A 21,108-nucleotide genomic window follows, 5' to 3' on the forward strand; every position below is an offset into this window, starting at 1 on the left:
TGCCTTTACTGCCACAATAATTTGGACGTTACACATTCCCCCTAGCCATGGTAATGACTCGTTTTACTACCCAGCGAATCAGCAGTGGCACCATTTCCACGCCACGCTCTTCGCAATACTCCACAATACCTAATGCGATGTCTGGTTTGGCGTATTTTTTTAACGCTTTTAAAATGATTTTTTTAGGTGGTACAGGTTGGTCTGCTGTGATATTGACTAACTCCCTGAAGAAACCCTCAAAGCCAGTTGTATAGAGAAAGTGTTCAATATCCTTATGTGGTAATTCAGTTAACCGGTGTCGTTCTTGATCATTACCCAATTGGGACTTCACTGATGCGGCGTATTTTTTGCCAGCGACATCGCCATCGGTAACAACATGCCACTCGACATTAAACGCATTGGCCACTTTTATTAACGATTTTAGCCCTGATTGCGCAAACTCGATAATATAGACACCTTCTTCAGCTAAGTTATAGCCACAAATTCGAGCCATTTCTGTAAAGATCCATACCTCAGTTTCCCCTTCCACCAATAACCAACATCGAGCAAACAGAGCGCCGGGTCGATGTAGACGGATATGGAAGGTAATACGTCTAAGCTCATCAGTAGAGAGTTGATTATTACGAAGCGATAACGCTAATGTTCGGTCTGACTGCCTTACCAGTCGTCTTAACGAATAGAGCGGAAGAATAGAAAGTAGACCGCTACTATTGGTGGTTAATACTTTTTGCATCGGAATCAACTGCATTAGATTCCACGCTTGAATAAGCTGAGTAGGGTGCAGTCGCCCTTCTGGATCTTCAATAATCAATATTGGACGGGCCGCTTGGCTGATTCGATTCGAGCCCTTCGCTTTTAAATAGGTATTGAGTAAGCCTAATAACAATAACTTAGATTGTTTAGTACGGCTCTTTGACATGATATTTTGCAGTGAGCTCTCTTCATGAGCATGACCATAAAAGAGTCCGTCATGAATTTTCTTAGTATCGACAAAGGTATGAGATTCAAAGCCAAAATAGTGCTCAACCAAACTCTGCATCGACTTCAAAGAACTGCGCAGTTCGCCATTGTTTACTTGCCCAGGGGAGTTTAATAGACGTCGACAAGTATTATTAATCCGCCGCTCTACTCGGTCATCAAAGTAGACGTGATCCTCTTGCTGCTTTAAACGGCGAGAATCTTTTAGTCGGATCACTGGGTGTAATCTAACTAACTCATCGATTAATGCTTTGGGATCGTGAAGAGGCAGCTCATTACCATCACAATCTAAAAATGAGTAGCTAGTGGAAATTTTATCATCGACAAAGGTTGAGCTGATCCTTTGATAGATGTATTTCTTATCCGGTTGGTCACAGTGCTGCCACGCGACTTTAAATTTACGGTAACGGCTTGAGAGGTACTCCTCAGGATATGAGTGAGTCCAACGAATAACAATTTGCAGATGTCGACTTGGCGCAAGGGAGACAGAGTGGTCCTGATGGAAATCATGTTTACAAAATTCGTACGCTTTAAGATCGAGGGGTAATGCAATGCACAGTGCATCGAGGAGGGAGGATTTTCCCCATGTGTTCTCACCGATTAACGTAGTGAGTTCATCAAATGAAAGGGAAAGACGTTTGATTCCTCTGAAACGTGAAATTTCAATACGGTCTAACTTCATACACATTCTCCTTAACTACCTTCTAAGCATATACCATAGAATCGAGTAGGGTAGGCGTTAAGATCACATTAATTCAACAGGTTATGAATATCGTATACTTGTCATAAATATGAATAAAAAATGTAGGCATTAGCTGTTACTATATCGTATCAACTAATTGGAAGACTGATGAACAGAAGTAAAACAACGCTAAAAATCGCGCATATTAATGATACCCACTCCTATTTCGACTCCAATCCGCTCTCGTTAACGCTAGCTATAGATGCTAATCCAGCGGTAAAAGCCTATGTAAACTGTGGTGGTTTCTCCCGAATTTCTCAACGCGTAAAACAGCTTCGTGCCCAGTCTGTGGACAGTGGTAACGAATTTCTGTTTTTACATGCGGGTGATTGCTTTCAAGGTACCCTCTACTTCTCCCTCTACAAAGGGGTGGCCAATGCTGAAATGTTGAATTTAATCGGTGTTGATATGATGACGATCGGTAACCATGAGCTCGATATGGGCAATGAACCCGTCACTCAGTTTATCGCAAATATCAACTTTCCATTCCTTGCGGGTAACTGGGACATCAGTAAAGAGTCGCCACTAAAACCGCTTCGATTGGGCGATCAGAAAAATTTATACCCCTACCAGCCAGACACGGCAACCGCGAAGTACATCGTGAAAAAAGTGGGTGACAGCGAGGTGGCGCTATTTGGTTTATCCGTTGATCAGATGAGCTTACTGGCCAACCCTGATCCCGATACCCCCTTTGTGTTGTCTACTCAAGTCGCTATTAATACGGTTAACGCAATACGTGCTCAAGGTATTAATAAGATCATTCTGTTAAGCCACCTTGGTTACCAGGGTGATAAACAGTTAGCAGAGAGCGTCGATGGCATCAGTTTGATTATTGGCGGCCATACTCATATCTTGCAGGGGGACTTTTCTGACATAGGAATGGCAGTCAACGACCCATATGGTATTAAGGTTAACCAGACGCATATTGTCCAGTCAGGTTTTCACTCTATCGCACTTGGTCACTGCGACATCACTTTTAATGACGATGGCACTATCGACAAGCTAGTCGGAAAAAATGAACTGCTGTTAGGCGGACGACTGTGTGTAGACGCTACCTTTGAGAGTAATATCCACGAAGATATTTACCATCAAGTTAAAGAGAAACTGTTTGCTCACCCTAATGTGATTCGCTGTAAAAGAGATCCAGAAGTTGAAGCACTGCTTAATGCCAAATATCGACCGGATGTACAAGCCTTACAAAAGATAGTTATTGGGCACCTCGATACGGATTTACGTCACGTTCGTATCCCGGATGAACGTGGACCCAGTGACATTGCGCCGTTAGTCACTGATTCATTTTTATGGAAGGTGAGGAATGACGGTTATGACGTCGACTTTGCTATTCATAACGCCGGGGGAGTGAGAACATCATTAACCCGTGGCAACATCACTATCTCGGATATTACCGGACAAGTATTGCCGTTTGCAGTACCAATCGCCATTTATAAAGTTAGAGGCCGACACCTTCGCTTGGCTCTTGAAGGAGCGATTAATAATGCAACTAACAACGGTGTCGAAGGGACAGGCAGCGGAAGTTACCCCTATGTTTCTGAATTGTCTTTTGTTTATGACGCTAAGCGAGAAAAGGACAAACGAATTGTAGAGCTAAAGATCTGGCAAGATCAGCGGTGGATCCCGGTGACTGATGACACTATCTATACTGGCGTTTCATCTGCCTACACCATAAAAGGCAAGGAAGGCTATCACGCATTTAGTGAAATTATTGACGACGCCATGATTTTGACACACTCAATGGCTGACTGTTTCATCGATTTTATTAAAAATAGTGAAGCGCTCAATAAACCATCACTCTTTCTAAATCAAATGGTTAATAATTGATCACAGCCTGAAACGATGAAAAAGTAATGACTACCCCGAGATAATAAAACTTGGCACCTTAATTGCTTTATATCTAGTGAACTAGTTATATGGCAACTCACTGCTGAGTGATAAGGGGAAGTTATGTGGGAGAAAGATTGGACTGACGTGTTTGTATTATCCGGATGGTTAATCGCATGGTCTACATTAGTCTATTTTATACCTGTAACCGTTTAATAAGCAGTTATCGAGACAAATAGAAAATCAGCACTTGTTTTTGGTTTTGTGTTTTGCAATAAATTTCGCCGCCATCGGTAAGAAATAGGTTGGAATCTGCAGAGCACCTACCAAAGGCAAGAATGCTGGACCCAGTAAGCTACCAGCCACCGTAAAACTCAATAGTACATTTCTATTTCCAGCCGTTATTGCGCTAATCAAAGCGTTCTCTTCACCACTTCGTTTATATATAAAGTATGTGATAGCAAAAAACAGAAAACAGAGCGCACAAGCGATCAATAAATATTGATACGCCTCACTGGATGACGTCTGCCACAACCCTCTAAAATCACCAATCAAACCGAATGGAAAAAAGAACACCAACACAATCGTAAAGGGTGAAATTTTTTGGTGAATCATTTTAAGTTTGATGGTTGGTATATATCGATACATCAACAGCGATAACAGCATTGGACCAAAAATAAAGATCAATAAACGCAATCCATATTGATACATGTCCAAACTGACAGAGTGCTGTTGAAACAGAAATAGAGTCACAAACAGGGAAATTGGCAATATCAGTGTCGTAGTGATGGTCATTGCCATCGCAAAAACCGTATCAAAGCCAATCGCTTTCACAATGGCAGGTGTTGCAAACAGAGAGCCTGTAGCAGCCACAGCAACAATTGCTAAGGTTAACTCATCGTCTACCCCTAAAGAATAGCAACAGAGGGCACTGAGGAGCATAAAACCGAATGAGTGGAGCAGGGCAAACATCCAACATGCTGGTTTAGAGAGTTCTCGCATCAATCGATTCTGATCGGTACCTATCATAGATAGCGTCATTAGAAAAAAAAGCACGTAGGGTAAAAAGGGAAAAACCGCCGCTGAAGCTTGGGGCAAAATAAAGCCTAAAAAAGCACAAATGAACATAATAATTAGAGAGTGTTTAGCGAGAAAAGTAATCATGGAATAGTTACAAAAATAATTTATGTTATCGCAATGTTATCATAATTTATAAGCTAATTAAATTCATTTTAATTATTCACTAAAGCCTTGTTTTTCCATTCAATAAATAGCAATTGACGCATAAATATTCAGTTCAAATGTTAACCAATTATTAATTAGAAAAACTAATGTGAACCTCATTTTTTTATCATTATTCTGCGACAATATTTAGGAATAATATCCTTTGCATCAACCACAACCAACTATTTCAATTTTAAATTAAGTGAGACAATCATGTCACAAGCAGCTATGAACCTAAATGTTATTGACTCTGTACCAGCGATGGATCAAAAAGCGTATGCTGTAAATTTCAAAGGATTGATTGCACACATACGTGATATTTTTATTGGAAAAGATGAAGTATCTCAATCACGCTACGTGAGCGAGTTATCATCTCACCTTCAAAAAGATATCGGTATGTATCGCTAATTACTCAGATTCAGGGTAAATAATTTAAATGAAAACGCTGACTTTATGTCAGCGTTTTTTTATGCGTGCTTACAAGTTCAAGTTATTAACATCTAAACTGCTTAATTAAACTCTCTTGCTCATGAATACTCGTCAGCAAGTCACTACTTAATGTAACCGCTTTCAATCCCTGCTGCTCACTCAGGTTAGACATCTCAGAGATAGAGACAACATTTTGGTTTATCTGCTCTGTCACAACAGACTGTTCTTCAACAGCGGTAGCGATCTGTTCATTAATACTCGCAATATCGGTCATCTCTTCGGCAATAGCATCAAATGCATTTCCCGTTTTCGTGGCGAACTCAACGCAATCAACCGACTGCTGAGTACCTTTATCCATGGCTAATTTTGCACGCTCAGAATCACTCTGTAATGTATTAAGAAGAGTATGTACTTCTTCAGTTGACTGTTGGGTACGCTGTGCCAGAGCACGCACTTCATCAGCAACAACGGCAAAACCTCTGCCTTGCTCTCCGGCACGTGCTGCTTCAATTGCCGCATTCAACGCGAGAAGGTTGGTTTGCTCTGCGATACTGTTTATCTCAGTCAATACTGACTCAATGGATTGACCACCAGCAACTAAGCACTCTATTGACTCATCTACTTCAGAAAGTAACGTGGCCATATTATTAATCGCTCCAGTCGACTCACTGACTATCTCTTTACCAACTTTGCTCATATCTAACCCTTGCTGAGATGAATTGGCAGCTTGAGACACTACCGTTGCGATCTCATTAACGGTGCAAGACATCTCGTTCATCGCGGTTGCGACTAACTCAGTTTCGATATTTTGTTGGTTTAATACGCCCGCTATTTCCGTACATATTTGGGACGATGTTGATGACGTATTACTAATGGTCTGTGAGACATCCGTAACGCGTCCAACAATGGCATTGATTTCTGCTTTACGCATCTGAATACAGAGATCGAGGTTTCCAATTTGATCATTAGTACCCGAATAGAGGTAACTCATCAGCGGATTATCAAATACTGCTTTAGCTTCAGTATTAAGTTTGGCGTATCGTCGTCGCCAACCATAATAAAATGGGGTGATCAATAAAGATGGAATGATATAAGGAAGAAGAAAGACGGGTTCAATCGATGTGAAAGCCAACATAGCAAATGAAACGATCAGCGTAAAAATAAGCAGAGATTGAACCCATAAGGTCATGTCAGTTTGAAAACGTAAGCCTAGCGGTTGTTTGTTTTGATTGATCTTTTGGTAAACCGAATCGGCACGGGCTTTCGTTTCTGAATTGAGTAGGGTTCGGACAGATTGATACTCGAAGACTTCACCTTTCTCATTTTTAACGGGGGTTACGTAGGCGTTAACCCAATAGTAATCGCCGTTTTTGCATTTGTTTTTAACCGGTCCCATCCAAGACTTATCTTGTTTTAAATGTGACCATAAATTTTTAAAGGCCGTTTTTGGCATGTCGCTATGACGAACGATATTGTGCGGGTTCCCCTGAAGTTCGGATAGTGAATATCCCGCAATATTACAAAAGTCCTCGTTGGCGTACTTAATGATGCTGTCTAAATCTGTCGTTGATAGCAATACCTGTGATTCATCAAAGCTTTGTTCTTGATTCATATTTACTTCCTAGATCATTTTCATGCAACTTACTGCTAGTTTGCTCTTATGATATAAGTATCATTTATGAGCCCAGTATAAATCTATAAATAAACGAATTCAGATGAAAACACAGTTGCATATCACAAAAATAATAATTAGTTATTTAATATCAATGATTTATTACATTTTTATTACAATGAAAGCTAGAAAACATTTCAAATAGAGACACTTCCTTAACGTATTGAACCGTCAATACTTCACGATGGAAAAATACCTTACTAAGAGTAATTTTTAATAGTATTAATATATTGAATAAAGCAGATATAGTAGTAATGGATAAAAATATGGAATCGGTCAAATTTCATATCTGTGATGATGTTAGTAAAGAAGTAATTAAGCAGACATCGTTAAGAAGTACAGTTCTACCTAACGAATAACGTCGAATTCGACTATTTGGCCTTAAATTGAAAAATTAATGACGTAAAAAAAGACGCCCTGTTGGCGTCTTCGTTTATCATCAATGATCAGTGCATCAACTACTTTCTGCGGCAGAACTCAGCGATTACATACATAGATTGACCGCCGTTTGCTTTACCTGAAACTAGGCGTGGATCGTCGCCAAGACTTATACCACGGATAACCGTGCCTTGTTTGATGACCTGGTTGGTGCCTTTAACAGGAAGATCCTTAATCACTGTGACGTCGTCACCTTTTTTCAATTCAACGCCATTTACGTCGCGTGGTTTGTCTTCGTCTGACATGCCAAGTTGCGCCCAGTTCGAAATTTCTTCTTCAAGATACATCATCTCTAACATGTCTTGTGCCCAGCTTTCAGTAGAGAGGCGCGTCAATTGACGCCAAGCCGTAACTTGAACACCTGGTACTTGACTCCACATGCTATCACCTAGACAACGCCAGTGATTGAAATCCGTTGGCTCTTCAATTTCACTGTGGCACTTGTCGCAAACCATAATGCAGTTATCAACAGTAATGTCCGTTTTGGGCGGTACTGGAAAAGCGGTAAGTGATGACTCAGCAGAGCAGAGTTCACATTTAGATTCACAACGAGCTAGAAGTGCAGTTTGTATAGACATTAGATTACCTAAGACAATTATTTTTGCGTATTATGCCGCTTTAAGTCGATGAGGGGAAGCATCAAGGGTAAGAGTAATTGAAAATACCCCTAATTCTTTTAGGTAATTAAAACTTTAAAAAACATCAATAAATTTAATCGTTTTATTGTTACTATTTTTTTACAGATTTGATGCAAAACATATTATGCATTTCGAATGCAACTTATACTAAATACATCATTTGTAAACGTATTGAGTCAATATGAACGAGATGGATCTATTTCCACTATCAAGAGCTATTCACATTCTAGGGGTTGTTATGTGGATAGGTGGCGTCGCCTTTGTTACCACGGTTCTCATTCCTGCTTTAAAGAGAATGGAAAGTGAAAAGGAGAAACTGGCGCTGTTTGAACAACTTGAAGGTAGGTTTGGCCTACAAGCCAAGTTTTCAATCATTTTAACCGGATTATCAGGTCTTTATATGTTGCATGCCATGCAAGCATGGGACAGATATTTAGACCTGCAATACTGGTGGCTCCACTTAATGACTGCCATTTGGCTCGTTTTCAGTGTTGTTTTGTTTGTGTTAGAACCCCGATTTTTACATCGCTGGTTTCACCAGCAAGCAGAAAAAGAGAGTGTGAAAACCTTTAAACGCTTACACACCATGCACATCGTATTATTGAGCTTGAGTTTATTGGCAACACTTTCAGCGGTGTTAGGTGCACATGGTTTTTCACTGTTTTATTGATGCCCGACCCATTAACTGAATAAGTAAGGGAAGAGTTTACGTTTCTCTGTGGCTGTTAACGATTCAACGCGGTCAATATTGGTGTCAGGAATAGATTCAGGGTCAGGGTAGTGCTTTAACACTCGCTCCATGCTCTCTTCGCGGATCAAGTGGATGACCGGATAGGGAGAACGGTTGGTTAAGTTCTCAGCATCATCTGCCTCAGCGCCACCGAAGCAGTAATCTGGATGAAATGAAGCGATTTGAAAAATGCCTTGCCAGCCTTCCTGTTTTAGTAGGGCATCGACCCAATCAAGAAACTGGTTGTAGTCGAAAAAATCCTGAAGGAAATGCGGGATAGCGACAAGAGTCGTTTCTAATTCTGAAGCGGGTGTCTGTTGCAACAAGGTAAGCTCTACTTGAATATCGGCAAGCAGGGCCTCTTCAGATGTCGCATCACTGATAAATATTTTGATTTGGTTGTTGCGATTGGGTTTTGCAGCAAAAGGGCATAAGTTCAGTCCAATGACGACATCTTCTAGCCATTGTCTGACACTCTGTTCAACTGGGTTCATTTACACACTCAATACAATAGGGATAACTCCGGCATTATATTGAAACTTTGCCCATGACGCACCTGGATTACGAAAATAGAGTACGTAGGTAATCTTTTTCCGTTTCGGTTAGAATATGAGACGAATGTGAGGTTGGATTTATTTTGCCGTTAATAGTTGATTGTAAAGAGAGTAATTCGTCTCTAGATAGTTTTTCAATCGCTCTAACGATAACAGAAAATTCAGAATGGCTCATTTTTCGTTCCTTTTGCTCGATAATGAATACGCACTACGTGGTTAAAGAATAACCGTCAGAATGGGTGCCTATGTCAGAGTGATGAAAATTCCCCGTCAGATAACGCTGACAAAAGAGTGAGAGTTACCATGTTTAAATACATTATTTTATTCGTCCTCGCAGCAGGTATCTATATTGGTTTTAGCTACCAAGATAAAATTGCAGACATCCTAGATATGCGTGATATGGAAGAAGTTCAAGATAACTTTGAGGATCTTTCTGATGCTTTAGTTGATGGTAAAAAATCGATTACAGAAAAATTTAACGAAATAACAAACAATTAGATTTCCAACGCACATTCAACACTAAGGAATATTATGTTTCCACTAGAAAATCACCTTTCCGAAACCATCGCATTCGGTGTTGCAGGTAACTTTGCCGGCCACCTCGAGCAAGCAGGTGAAGCAAACGACTTTTTACAAATTGAAGTCGAGGAAGAGAGCCAGCCTAAAGCTATTTTTCCAATTTATGTGCCTAATAATGACACCTTCTTGTCTACTTATCCTTTGTCATATGATGCAATTACCCCACCAAACGATGCCGATAATTTACAAATTGAGCCGGAAGTGGCTTTAGTGTGTAACCTTGTCTACAAAGATGGCAAAGTGGTGGATATCGTTCCTAAAAGCTTTTCAGCGTTTAATGACTGCTCAATCCGAAAGCCAAGTGCCATTAAGATCAGTGAAAAGAAAAACTGGGGCGCAAAATCAAAAGGGATCTCAAGACAACAGATCGCTATCTCTGATTTAGATGAAGGTGGATTTATTGACCGCTTTCGTATTGCTAGCTTCCATATTCGAGACAACCAAGTTAATGCTTATGGTCAAGACAGCCCGGTCACTGAGTACAATTATTTTCACCAGAAGTTTCTTGATTGGGTTAAAGATAGAATCAATAACCAACAAGACATTGGGCCAACTGAGAACATTGCGCAACTGATTGAAACTGCTGACTATCCATCAAATGTTGTTATCAGTGTCGGTGCGACTCGTTACACTGAGTTTGGTGAAACCACTTTCTTACAGTCTGGTGATACCAGCATCGTCATGTTATATGATGCAAACTTCTATTCTAAAGAAGTAATCAGTGACCTTGTAATAAGTGGTGAGATTCTTTCTGATGAATTCGCTGCGGACAACATGTCTCTTCTGATTCAAACCGTAGAGTAAGCACCCGCTGGAGCAGGCAAGAGAGCCTGCTCCAATAATTCGATTTATCTCATAAACGTACCAATACCTGCCTTGTTTTCAACTATGCTCATAAGATAGTAATCAATGAGAGTAGTGAGGGAATGTCTTGATGGGGTTTAGCGATTTCGAACACTTCAGTTTAACGCAAACCATGACTCACTTTTGTCATACACGTAACTGCAGCACGCCTTGTAATGTCTCCCACATTCAGTTCAGAATTGAAGAGTACTCTCTATTCATTACGCAAGCGGCACTGGCCATAGACAGCGCTCAACCGCAATATTGGGAAGATTTCGTAAAGATCACTTTTGATAAAGAGAGTAAGTTGTGGTTTCTACAGTGGTTGGATGAGCATGGGGTATGGCAAGATTATTACCCGCTGTTTAAATCTCCAGAAGTTAAACGACTGCTTGAGGAAGTCACTCGTGACCCTCAAGGCCTATTCTGGTGATCAATTCAGTAGCATCTTCTCATATTTTCTACCCAACCCGAGCTGATTGAGGAAGACATCTTCAAACAGCGGTCTAAAATAGTGAAACCCTTGAATATTAAACACGCCAAGATTAGACAGGTAATTATTCTGTTCTATGTTCTCAACCCCTTCTGCAATTAACGTGATTTCCATTTTTGTGGCGATATCAATAATGGCTTCAAGTATCGACAACTTCTCAACATCTTTGCCAATCAAATCCACATAGCTTTTATCAATTTTAATCACATCAGGTCTAAATCTACGTAGAAGTTCTAACCCATTTTGCCCAGTACCAAAATCATCAAGTGCGATATGAAATCCCATTGATTGTAACTGGTTAAGTCGGTTGATAAATCGTTTGTCGTAACTTAAGTCTGTCGCTTTCTCAGTAAGTTCTAACATGATTTTAGAAGCAATGCGGCGATGTTGGTTAAGGATTCTGATCAGCGATAAAAACTGCGCCGTATCTCTTATTTGGCTTGGGGTAATGTTAATACTGAGGTAGTTTAACTTGGTTTGATTAGGCAGCATTTCGGCTGCTTTATCAAAAAAATCAGACACTAAACTGTTCAGTTGTTTGTTCTTTTCCATTAATGGGATGAACTGTTCAAGTTCTACAAAACCCAATTCGGGGTGCTTCCATCTGGCCAAGAGCTCAGCGGCAGTGATCTCACCGGTTCTAGAGTCTACAATTGGCTGGAACACTGGAAAAAGTTGCTCTTTGCTTAGGCCGCGTGACAGTTCAACATTAAAGAACTGACGGCCCTGTTTGATAGTTACAATGCAGGCTAACGTAAAAGAACAGATAAAGAACAGGGGAGCAATAAATAACAGTGTGTAGACATAATAGGTCAACACCATTCCTAACGTAGTGTAAGAGAGTAAGATGGTATTGTGCTGAGGAATATCAATTCGTCTCAATGTGATGGCACTGCGTTCACTTTCGGAAACAGAAAACATGGAGTCGCCATCAATAAGAAGATCGAAGGTTAATTTATTACGGTTAAAGCCCAATTTTCCGCTATCAAGAACTCGGTTGGTATCAAGTTCAATAATGATGAGCTCGCCACTAGCATTAATCTGACTATGATAAATGGTGCCATCTACATATCGATAGTGAATTTGATCTTGTGCCGCGACATGAAGTTCACTCACTACCTTTAAAGGTATCACTCGATCAGATTGTAAACAGTTACTGCCAGATGAATCGATAATAGAGATAGAACGAATGTTGTCATCTTTTTGTTGCCTAAGCTTGGTTAGATCTGCACTGTTGAGTGAGCAAGATGCCTGTTGTTTGTTTAACAACACGTTTTGCTGTGAAAGGGTAAAAAGAAGACTATCAACATCACTGCGTAATTTTTCAACGGATTTCGTCTGGTAATAGTCAAGGGGAAAGAGGGATACAACACCGCTGACAAGCAGACTAGAGATAAGACCAATGAAAAGATAGAATGCGGCAACTCTTGAAAATGGTTTGAGATGCGTTGACGCTGAAATTGATTTCATTTACTTCCTGTACAACTACCTAATGACGGTAGTGCTCTAATGCTAAATCGTGTTTCATTATTGATTCATTTGCATAATTAAGTCAAAGCTCAAGGTCAAGATATTGACTGTCTAATTATTTTTTGACGCTAGTTTTAAGCTAGCTCACACTATTGATAATATTGAATACATCGTTTGTTGTAAATATTGCCTGTTTAATCAGCAATTAACTTAATTTTCCAAAGTTGCAGCGGTAATGATAAAATAGGAAGTCTAGTGTTTTAAAAATATAATTACAGGTTCCTCCTTTATGAGCAGTCCTCGTCTTAAAACTCAATTTGAACAACTTTCCAACCATTTCTCTAATCAAGATAGTGATACGCACCTGCACATTATCTCAGACGTGCTGTTCTGTACACGACGTAATACCAGAATGGTCATTAATAAAATGATGGAAAAGGGGTGGATTGAGTGGATTCCAGCCGTAGGCAGAGGAAAGAGCTCCCGACTTAATTTTCGACGCTCAAATGATGAGGTTAACCTTGAATTAGCAACTCGGCATGTTGAAGATGGCCGACTTGATCAAGCTCTGTTGACATTAAACAATGATGCAAAACTGCTGGCACAAGTCATACAAGATAAGTTAGGGTTTTCACAACAGCAGGGTAAGCAGGTGGTTCGATTGCCTTATTACCGCCAATTTACAAACTTAAACCCACAAAAACCCGTTCGTCGTTCAGAACAACATATCATCAAACAGATCTTTAGTGGCTTAACTAAGATTGGTGAAAAAAATGAGTGTCTTTGTGGGGATCTTGCTCATCACTGGGAGTCTCTCTCCCCCAAACATTGGCGATTCTACCTTCGCCCTTCCGTTCGCTTTCACGATGGACGCATGCTAACCATCACGGATATCATCGACACCTTCAATGCCCTCAAAACCACCGATCTTTTCGCACACATCGACACGATCACAAAACAGAGTGACAATACGGTCGATTTTTTACTCACTGCCGACGATCACTACTTTCCAGTATTGTTAAGTAACATTGCTGCTAAAATATTGCCCTCTGGATATGATGAAATGCTCGATTTCAATTTAAAACCTGTTGGGACGGGCCCTTACCGCGTGGTCAGCAATGATGCTCAACGGTTGATTCTTGAAGCTCATGACTACTACTATGGCTTTAGGCCGCTGGTTGATAACGTAGAGATCTGGGTATTAGATAAGATCTCAGCGATGCAACTTGCTCCAGGCATTGAACTCCCCGCCGAAGAGCACAACAATATTTCTTCAAAAGTTGAATTAGATCAAGGCTGCAGCTATTTACTGTTTAATCGTAATAGTGGGGTCTGCATGCAAACTGAATGGCTACACTACTTACAATCTAAGTTAAACTCGTACGCGCTATTTTCTAAAATGTCGCAATCGGAATTAAGCTCATTAGGGCTCATTAATGCGCACGGTTTATTACCGGGTAAACGCCACATTCACACCCAGCGTGATAAAGCCTTTACTGCTCCAACCAATAAACGGGTTCTCACACTCGCTTACCCCAAGGAGCATCCCGTCTACCCACTGATCTCCAAAGCGATGGCTGAGATTTTGCTTGAAGACGGTATCAGGCTGATCATCAAAGAGCTCAATTTAGAGCAGCTAGAAACTGGCGAGTATGATACAAGTATTGATTTTTGGTTAAATGGCATGAGCTTAGGCAATCACCGTGACGATTCATTATTGGGTTGGTTTTTCCGTTCCAGTGAGATAAAACGCGCGACACCCACCGATGAATTTGAACAGATGCGACTTATCATTAATCAATGGCGCAGTCAGAAACAGACTTCATTTCCCGTTAATTTATTGAGTCATCACTTAGTAACCACTGGTCAATTACTGCCACTTTTCCACGGTTGGATGGGGGTGCTAGATGATCAATTAGGAGTGGTGCAAAATGCAGATTGTAATGGTCTAGGTTGGTTTGATTTTAGTACCGTATGGATGAAACCCGCAAGCGATTAAGTTACTGCTTATTTTTCAATCGTGACAAATATTGATTTGGGGTTTGACCTCGTAGGTTCTTAAAACTTTTATTGAAACTGGCGATACTTTTATAACCCAAAGACTCAGAAATCGTTGCAAGAGGCACCCCTTTAACCATAAATTGAATGGCTAAGTTACCTAAGATATAACCGGTTAACATACTAAAATTCCAGCCAAAGCGTGTCAGTCTACGTTGAAATTGCTGTCGTGATAAATTGAAACAACTGGCAGCTTTATCAACGGTAGGATACCCAAAGTGTCTAGAGTAATTGATGACTTCGTATACGATTTTTGCGTGATCATTTGCTTGTGGCATATTTAAAAAATCATCAAGACGAAAGAATGGCAAAGACATTGACTGATACTCTTGGTAATCGTTTTTTCCTTCAACTAGTAGCACTCGAATGTTGAGCCACACTTCCGTTTGCGGACAGTTCCACTCGATATCACAACCAAACAGCTGCTCAACCTCAGTCGCATCTTCCACAAATCCACACAACCTAACTCTTGTTGGCACATAATCATCCCCCAAATACTCAATGAGGATACTGCGCATTAGGATGGCAATGCGCAAACTATCATGATGACGAGCTTGCCCAGTGAATGAATCACAATGATAACTCCATTTAATTAACTTCCCCGATTGCGAACCATAATAACTGGCACCAGATTGTAGGTGACCAATACCGTAGTTTATCCGTCGAAATGCGAGAGAAAAGTCTGGAGAGGAAGCAAACCATTTACCCACTCCACCTAATTGTTCAAGTTGGATAAATTGAGCGATCTTGATCATAAACAGGGGATCACCAGTGAGTTTCTCTGCTAACTCTAGCCATTCCTGTATGGCTGTAACCGGAATAAGAGTCATTGCATTATCAAAAATGGAAGCAGGAATAAATTCACCAATCATTTTTACCTGATAGATGGCTTCTATACCATCTAAAACGGGTTTGATTTTCAAACTGCGGATAAAGGGCAGGTTTAACTGGTTCATGGCTACCATTTACATCATTAATTAGAATATAACGAACTATATAGTAACTTTCGTATCAATCAATTTCTTTTTCACCCACACTCAGCCCATTATTATTTAGTGAGAAAAATTATGAGCTTATTAAGCGTTCCATTTGTCGGTACAGGGAGTGATCTCGGTTTACACTTTTTTGCTGGGGCTGTGCTTGTAAGTTCCATAGGGGCGGTACTGTATGCATTTTGGAAATTTCATGAAATGCCGATAAACAAAGCCCACCGAACGAAACATCAGCAAATTGGATTAATCACCGTATTAACATGGATTGGTTTCATCTGGCACTGGGTGTGGGTATTGGCTGTTATTCTCGCTTTTATTGATGCCGAGTCTGCATTGTGTCGAATTAGAGATATTTGGAGAAGACCTAGCGAAAACCTCGATGACGACAAGGAGATAAAAGAATGCTAGAAGGTTTAGCCGTATGGGCTCTGTTTATCTATCTATTAAGGCTAATCGGAATGCCATGGGTGAAAGGAACAAAAGCCTTTGCATTTCTGGGCGGTACGGCATGGTTACTGTTTGTGTGGGTCGGGCTCATTAACTATACCCCTATGGATCTGTCTGGGGGCTCAGTCGTGCAGTCACCTCATATTCAGTTGCGCCCAGTATCAACACAGATCAAAGGGCATGTTAAAGCGTTACACGTCAAACCGAATCAAACCGTTACAGCGGGTCAATTGGTCTATGAAATAGACCCCGTTCCGTATCAAATCACGCTGGACATTGCTATATCAAATCTACAATCGGCCAATGTCGCTCTGACTAATGCTCATGATGGAGTGGCTATCGCGAATGCGCACTATCTTGCATCAAAACAAGACATCACGGTAAATGAGAATAAGCTGATTGCAGCAAAAGATGATCTCTTGTGGAAACGAAAAACACTAAAAAGATATCAAGATCAAAATAGCGTTGTGGCACATACTATTACTGAGAGCCAACTGGATCAGCAAAAAACTGCAGTAAATGTGGCGGAATCAAATGCAACTATGATTGAGTCTACAATACAAAAGTCGATACTTTCTACACAAAAAAGTCAGTTAGAGTGGGAACAGTCTCAACTCAATATAGAGAGTAAAAAATCCGATAGAGAAAAGGCGATACAGCAGGTAAAACAGGCTCAGTGGAACTTAGACAATACAAAGGTCTATGCACCAACAGATGGTTACGTGACTAATTTCATTATGCGTGAGGGTCAATATGTAGGCGTTGCTCCACGTATTCAAATGTACACAGACGAAAAATATGTACTGATGCGAGTTAACCACCAGGCGATTCGTAACGTTAAAGTCGGTCAAGTAGGAGAGTTTACTTCTCCAGTTTACCCAGGGAAAATATTCAGTACCGAAGTAGAAGGCATTATTGAAGCGACAGGTGAAGCGCAAGGTAATTTACTTGGCAGAGAGGACTCTGTACGTCAAACAACAGGTAACAATGTGCAAAACAAACATCACTTTGTCAGACTAAAAGTGGCTGAGCATGATGGTTATGATCTCCCTGTAGGGTCAGTAGGATTGGCTTGGATCAGTGGCGAAAAATCGTTTGGTTTTATGGGGTTTCTTGATGTTATTAGAGGTATTATTATTAGAATGAAATCTCAGATATACTATTTCTATTCCATGTAGAACAGATAATTGAGAGACCGTGTCTAAACCAAATAAACGAGGCCCAACTCGAACCGTTGATATTTTTTGTTCTAAATGTAAAACCCAGCTGTTCAAGTATCGAAAAGGGGGAAAAGGGGCACTGGTAAAATGCTTTAAAGAACGAATCACTGTCAGCTATACCACGACTGATTGCCAATGCCCTCAATGCCAGTCACTCTTTGCCAGAGATGTACTGGTGAGAGGGACCCCCGCATTCAAAATGATTGGCGGAAAAGTGACCTTTAAATAGTCCCAATTCGACGCTGGCGTATAGTGGTATAGGTAAATACAACCAGAAAACAGAGTGCCAGTATCAATACAATCGTAGGTGCTGGCGCGCTATCAATGTAGAAGCTGATGTAGAGACCACTTAACGCTGACCCCACAGAAACAGACATTGCATAAACGATCATGGTTGAAAATTTCTGTGTTAACAGGTATGCGATGGAACCTGGAGCAATCAACATAGCGATGACTAAGATCATCCCAACCGCCTTTAATGCCCCGACAATGGCTAACGATAACAGACATAAAAGACCATAATGCAACAAACCTACTGGCAAACCAATCGCTTGAGCGTGTTGGCTATCAAAAATGTACACCAACAGATCTTTTCCTTTGAAAAGCACAAAGCAGAAGACAGCCATCGCGATACACGCCGTCTCAATCAACTCGACGACAGTGACCCCTAAAACATTGCCATACAAAATATGATCAAGGTGAACCCCAGACTCCACTTTGGTCATCAATAGTAACCCCAAGCCAAACATACCAGAGAAAACAACGCCCATTATAGTATCTTCTTTGATTTTACTGTTTTCCTTCAGAAAACCTGTTGCGAGTGCGCAGGTGATACCCGCGACAAAAGCGCCAATCACATACGGAATCGATAACACATAAGCGATAACAACGCCGGGCAATACAGAGTGAGAAATGGCATCACCCATTAACGACCAACCCTTTAGCACTAAGAAACAAGATAGCAGCGCAGTCATAGCCGAAACCAACACTAAGACTAAAAAGGCATACTGCATAAAAGGGAACGAGAATGGCAATAACAACTCATTGATTAAATTGTGCATGATACTCCCCTTTAGAAAGTGCCTTTTTTTTATGCCCGTTTCGCTTTCTTTGTTGAGAAAGGTAGCCATATTTCGGTGCGAGTAGGAACGCCAGTAAAAAAACCACGGTTTGCAAAACGACAATAATGCCACCGGTTGCTCCGTCTACAAAATAGCTTAAATAAGCGCCGACTAAACTAGTGAACATACCAATCAAAACGCTGATCATTATCACGATGGGAAACCTATCACTGAGTAGATATGCAGTTGCCCCTGGTGTGACGACCATAGCAATCACCAAAAATGCACCCACCGTCTGCATTGCCGCAACTGTACAGGCGCTGAGTAGAGCAAAAAAGAGGACTTTTAAACATTGCGGATTAAGTCCAATGGTTCTTGCATGATTCTCATCAAAGAACACCACCATGAGATCTTTCCAAGTAAAAAAGAGTATGGAAAAGGAGATCCCGCATATCCAGAGCAGCTGTGTGGTATCCGCGGGTGATATGGCCAAAATGTTGCCCATAACAATGGTTTGAATATTCACTGACGTAGGAGAAATTGAAACCATAAATAGACCAAGGCCAAAGAAGGAAGTAAAAATAAGACCAATAATTGCATCCTCTTTTAACTTAGTTCGCTGGCTGAGAAAAAGCATTGTCGAGGCGGCGAGTCCACCCGATAGAAATGCGCCAACAGAGAATGGTAACCCTATCATATAGGCGCCTGCGACACCTGGTACAATGGAGTGTGATAGGGCATCGCCAATTAACGACCATCCCTTTAGCATCAAATACGCTGACAAGAATGCGCAGACACCTCCAACTAATCCACTAACGAATATAGCATTGACCATATAGCTGTAGCCAAATGGTTCAAGTAAACTGCTCATCATCACTCCTTAACTGTTAGGTTGCGTTAACGGCGTCATTGACTGCTGGTTGTTTTCACCGTAGAGCACGACGGGCCTTTCATGATCAGATAATACGGTCACTTGGCGGTTATCTTCATCTCTATGCAACTCTTTACTTGCAAGAATGAAATGACGAAGCACACCGCCAAATGCCTTTTGCAAATTGTCTTGGGTAAAGACGGTCGATGTTTCTCCGGCAGCTAATACCGTTTTATTGATCAATACGGTTCTATCGCAAAACTCGGGAACACTGCCAAGGTTGTGCGTTGAGACTAAAATCACCTTATCCTCTGCACGTAACACTCGAAGAAGATCCATGATCTGATCTTCAGTTTGTACGTCCACACCGGTAAAAGGCTCATCCAATAGAATAACCTCGCTCTTTTGAGCTAGGGCTCTGGCTAGAAAAACCCGTTTTTTTTGTCCCCCTGAAAGTTCCCCGATTTGTCGATGCCGATAATCAAGCATATTCACTCGACGTAACGCCTGTTCTACTTCTTTGTGATCAATTGCTTTTGGCCTTCGAAAAAGATTCATATGACCGTAACGTCCCATCATCACCACATCTTCCACCAGCACTGGAAAATTCCAATCAATCTCTTCACTTTGAGGGACATAAGCAACAAAGTTTTGTTTTAAGGCTTTCTTGACTGGCATACCTAATATATTAACGGTACCTTTGCTAACTCCAACAAAACCCATGATCGATTTAAACAGGGTGGATTTGCCACTGCCATTAACCCCCACTAATGCGGTAATTGACCCTTTAGGAATCGTAAAACTGGCATCGTATAGGGCGGTGTGCCCATTTCTATAAGTCACTGTAATGTCATTAACCTCGATACCAAGAGTATCCATTAGTTAGAAACTCCTGTTGTAATAGTGGTTAACGTGACACGTAACAGATCTAAGTAAGTCGGAACAGGTCCATGTTCGTTACTTAAAGAATCGACATATAGCACACCGCCATATTTTGCATTGGTTTCCCTAACAACCTGTTTAGCTGGGTTTGCTGAGATCGTACTTTCACTGAAAACCACGTGGATATTGTTAGCTCTTACTTGGTCAATCACATGACGAACTTGCAGTGGAGTTCCTTGGGAGTCTGCATTAATCGGCCACAAATAAAGTTCATTCAGCCCAAAATCTCTAGCAAGATAACTGAAAGCACCTTCACTTGTGACTAACCAGCGTTTCTCTGCAGGCAGGTTCTTTAATCGGTTTCTAAATGGTTCAACTGTCGCTTCTATTTGCGCGGAGTATTTCTTAGAATTCGCCAAATAGTTCTCTTTATTACTCGGATCATATTTGATCAAAGCATCTCGAATATTCGCAACGTAAGTAAGGGCATCAGTAGGTGACATCCATGCGTGAGGGTTAGGTTTTCCGTTATAAGGGCCTTGTTTAATGCCGATTGGAGTCACGTTATCTGATACAACCACACTAGGAACATTGTCAAAATGAGCAAAAAACTTAGCGAACCATAGCTCCAAATTCATTCCATTATAAAGAATTAAATCAGCATTATGTGCACGCAAAATATCACGAGGAGTTGGTTGGTAATTATGGATTTCAGCATTGGGTTTGGTAATTGACTCCACGGTGGCAGAATCCCCTGCTACATTGCGAGCCATATCAGCAATGATAGTGAAAGTAGTAACAACTTTAAATTTAGTCTCTTGTTGCGAAGCTGCTGAAAAGCTGCTCAAAATTAGTGCTGTATATAGTCCTAAGCTTAGGATTTTACTATTCATTTTATTATCCTTAATGGTTAATAAAATGACTTTATCAGGAAACAAACAATAACTC

22 protein-coding genes are annotated in these 21,108 nt (G+C 40.8%); 10 read left to right on the forward strand and 12 right to left on the reverse strand.

Annotated features, from left to right (window positions below; genetic code table 11):
• Nucleotides 1-28: 28 nt before the first annotated feature.
• Nucleotides 29-1,660: a DUF2813 domain-containing protein gene (locus L4C32_RS14215; protein ID WP_428197546.1), complete on the reverse strand. Its 1,632-nt coding sequence runs from the start codon at nucleotides 1,658-1,660 to the stop codon at nucleotides 29-31.
• Between the two features lie 168 nt (nucleotides 1,661-1,828).
• Between L4C32_RS14215 and L4C32_RS14220 the strand changes: the two genes are divergently transcribed.
• Complete coding sequence (locus L4C32_RS14220) at nucleotides 1,829-3,559, forward strand: bifunctional metallophosphatase/5'-nucleotidase (RefSeq protein ID WP_428197547.1); 1,731 nt, start codon at nucleotides 1,829-1,831, stop codon at nucleotides 3,557-3,559.
• Nucleotides 3,560-3,802: 243 nt separating this feature from the next.
• On the opposite strand, the gene L4C32_RS14225 is transcribed toward L4C32_RS14220, so the two are convergent.
• A complete protein-coding gene (locus L4C32_RS14225) occupies nucleotides 3,803-4,588 on the reverse strand; it encodes a hypothetical protein (protein ID WP_428197548.1) in 786 nt (261 codons plus the stop codon).
• A gap of 408 nt (nucleotides 4,589-4,996) precedes the next feature.
• On the opposite strand from L4C32_RS14225, the gene L4C32_RS14230 reads away from it, so the two are divergent.
• The gene (locus L4C32_RS14230; protein ID WP_428197549.1) at nucleotides 4,997-5,191 is read left to right on the forward strand and encodes a hypothetical protein; all 195 of its coding nucleotides are present in this window, start codon (nucleotides 4,997-4,999) and stop codon (nucleotides 5,189-5,191) included.
• Between the two features lie 85 nt (nucleotides 5,192-5,276).
• On the opposite strand, the gene L4C32_RS14235 is transcribed toward L4C32_RS14230, so the two are convergent.
• Both L4C32_RS14235 and L4C32_RS14240 read right to left on the reverse strand, forming a co-directional pair.
• On the reverse strand, nucleotides 5,277-6,824 hold the full coding sequence (locus L4C32_RS14235) for a methyl-accepting chemotaxis protein (protein ID WP_428197550.1): 1,548 nt from the start codon (nucleotides 6,822-6,824) through the stop codon (nucleotides 5,277-5,279).
• 518 nt (nucleotides 6,825-7,342) lie between these two features.
• Nucleotides 7,343-7,900 carry a PhnA domain-containing protein gene (locus tag L4C32_RS14240; RefSeq protein ID WP_428197551.1) on the reverse strand — a complete coding sequence of 186 codons (558 nt, stop codon included), beginning with the start codon at nucleotides 7,898-7,900 and terminating at the stop codon, nucleotides 7,343-7,345.
• A gap of 241 nt (nucleotides 7,901-8,141) precedes the next feature.
• Here L4C32_RS14240 and L4C32_RS14245 point away from each other — a divergent pair, with 241 nt between their 5' ends.
• Complete coding sequence (locus L4C32_RS14245; protein WP_428197552.1) at nucleotides 8,142-8,630, forward strand: hypothetical protein; 489 nt, start codon at nucleotides 8,142-8,144, stop codon at nucleotides 8,628-8,630.
• A gap of 11 nt (nucleotides 8,631-8,641) precedes the next feature.
• Here L4C32_RS14245 and L4C32_RS14250 read toward each other — a convergent pair whose 3' ends face one another.
• Nucleotides 8,642-9,184 carry a DUF1415 domain-containing protein gene (locus L4C32_RS14250; RefSeq protein ID WP_428197553.1) on the reverse strand — a complete coding sequence of 181 codons (543 nt, stop codon included), beginning with the start codon at nucleotides 9,182-9,184 and terminating at the stop codon, nucleotides 8,642-8,644.
• A gap of 67 nt (nucleotides 9,185-9,251) precedes the next feature.
• Nucleotides 9,252-9,419 (reverse strand): hypothetical protein, encoded by a 168-nt coding sequence (locus L4C32_RS14255; protein WP_428197554.1) that lies wholly within the window; start codon nucleotides 9,417-9,419, stop codon nucleotides 9,252-9,254.
• 128 nt (nucleotides 9,420-9,547) lie between these two features.
• Between L4C32_RS14255 and L4C32_RS14260 the strand changes: the two genes are divergently transcribed.
• The 3 genes from L4C32_RS14260 (at nucleotide 9,548) to L4C32_RS14270 (ending at nucleotide 11,099) form a co-directional block, all read left to right on the forward strand.
• Nucleotides 9,548-9,742 (forward strand): YtxH domain-containing protein, encoded by a 195-nt coding sequence (locus L4C32_RS14260; protein ID WP_428197555.1) that lies wholly within the window; start codon nucleotides 9,548-9,550, stop codon nucleotides 9,740-9,742.
• 33 nt (nucleotides 9,743-9,775) lie between these two features.
• Nucleotides 9,776-10,627, forward strand: coding sequence for a DUF5718 family protein (locus L4C32_RS14265; RefSeq protein ID WP_428197556.1), 852 nt, complete (start codon nucleotides 9,776-9,778; stop codon nucleotides 10,625-10,627).
• A gap of 130 nt (nucleotides 10,628-10,757) precedes the next feature.
• Nucleotides 10,758-11,099: a DUF3024 domain-containing protein gene (locus L4C32_RS14270; RefSeq protein ID WP_428197557.1), complete on the forward strand. Its 342-nt coding sequence runs from the start codon at nucleotides 10,758-10,760 to the stop codon at nucleotides 11,097-11,099.
• Here the strand turns inward: L4C32_RS14270 and L4C32_RS14275 are convergent, their stop codons facing one another.
• Nucleotides 11,100-12,629, reverse strand: coding sequence for an EAL domain-containing protein (locus L4C32_RS14275; RefSeq protein ID WP_428197558.1), 1,530 nt, complete (start codon nucleotides 12,627-12,629; stop codon nucleotides 11,100-11,102). It abuts the gene before it with no gap.
• 289 nt (nucleotides 12,630-12,918) lie between these two features.
• Here L4C32_RS14275 and L4C32_RS14280 point away from each other — a divergent pair, with 289 nt between their 5' ends.
• Nucleotides 12,919-14,628, forward strand: a complete 1,710-nt coding sequence (locus tag L4C32_RS14280) for an SgrR family transcriptional regulator (RefSeq protein ID WP_428197559.1) — start codon at nucleotides 12,919-12,921, stop codon at nucleotides 14,626-14,628.
• Nucleotide 14,629: 1 nt separating this feature from the next.
• Here L4C32_RS14280 and L4C32_RS14285 read toward each other — a convergent pair whose 3' ends face one another.
• Nucleotides 14,630-15,643: an AraC family transcriptional regulator gene (locus L4C32_RS14285; RefSeq protein WP_428197560.1), complete on the reverse strand. Its 1,014-nt coding sequence runs from the start codon at nucleotides 15,641-15,643 to the stop codon at nucleotides 14,630-14,632.
• A gap of 111 nt (nucleotides 15,644-15,754) precedes the next feature.
• On the opposite strand from L4C32_RS14285, the gene L4C32_RS14290 reads away from it, so the two are divergent.
• Genes L4C32_RS14290 through L4C32_RS14300 form a run of 3 tightly spaced genes read left to right on the forward strand, consistent with a single transcriptional unit; the run spans nucleotide 15,755 to nucleotide 17,575 of the window.
• The gene (locus L4C32_RS14290) at nucleotides 15,755-16,087 is read left to right on the forward strand and encodes an MFS transporter (RefSeq protein WP_428197561.1); all 333 of its coding nucleotides are present in this window, start codon (nucleotides 15,755-15,757) and stop codon (nucleotides 16,085-16,087) included.
• The gene (locus L4C32_RS14295; protein ID WP_428197562.1) at nucleotides 16,081-17,304 is read left to right on the forward strand and encodes an HlyD family secretion protein; all 1,224 of its coding nucleotides are present in this window, start codon (nucleotides 16,081-16,083) and stop codon (nucleotides 17,302-17,304) included. Before L4C32_RS14290 ends, L4C32_RS14295 begins: the two co-directional genes overlap by 7 nt.
• A 19-nt stretch (nucleotides 17,305-17,323) precedes the next feature.
• Nucleotides 17,324-17,575 carry a hypothetical protein gene (locus tag L4C32_RS14300; protein WP_428197563.1) on the forward strand — a complete coding sequence of 84 codons (252 nt, stop codon included), beginning with the start codon at nucleotides 17,324-17,326 and terminating at the stop codon, nucleotides 17,573-17,575.
• Here the strand turns inward: L4C32_RS14300 and L4C32_RS14305 are convergent.
• From L4C32_RS14305 to L4C32_RS14320, 4 genes are all read right to left on the reverse strand, one after another.
• Nucleotides 17,568-18,407 (reverse strand): metal ABC transporter permease, encoded by an 840-nt coding sequence (locus tag L4C32_RS14305; protein ID WP_428197564.1) that lies wholly within the window; start codon nucleotides 18,405-18,407, stop codon nucleotides 17,568-17,570. The two genes, L4C32_RS14300 and L4C32_RS14305, sit on opposite strands and share 8 nt — an antisense overlap.
• A complete protein-coding gene (locus L4C32_RS14310) occupies nucleotides 18,388-19,278 on the reverse strand; it encodes a metal ABC transporter permease (protein ID WP_428197565.1) in 891 nt (296 codons plus the stop codon). Before L4C32_RS14310 ends, L4C32_RS14305 begins: the two co-directional genes overlap by 20 nt.
• Nucleotides 19,279-19,287: 9 nt before the next feature.
• Nucleotides 19,288-20,157, reverse strand: coding sequence for a manganese/iron ABC transporter ATP-binding protein (locus tag L4C32_RS14315; protein ID WP_428197566.1), 870 nt, complete (start codon nucleotides 20,155-20,157; stop codon nucleotides 19,288-19,290).
• Nucleotides 20,157-21,108, reverse strand: a 952-nt coding sequence (locus L4C32_RS14320; RefSeq protein WP_428197567.1) for a metal ABC transporter substrate-binding protein, incomplete at its 5' end; no start/stop codon positions are given. The genes L4C32_RS14315 and L4C32_RS14320, both read right to left, overlap by 1 nt.

Origin of the sequence: Aliivibrio kagoshimensis (assembly GCF_050337105.1) — a bacterium.
GTDB lineage: Bacteria > Pseudomonadota > Gammaproteobacteria > Enterobacterales > Vibrionaceae > Aliivibrio_A > Aliivibrio_A kagoshimensis.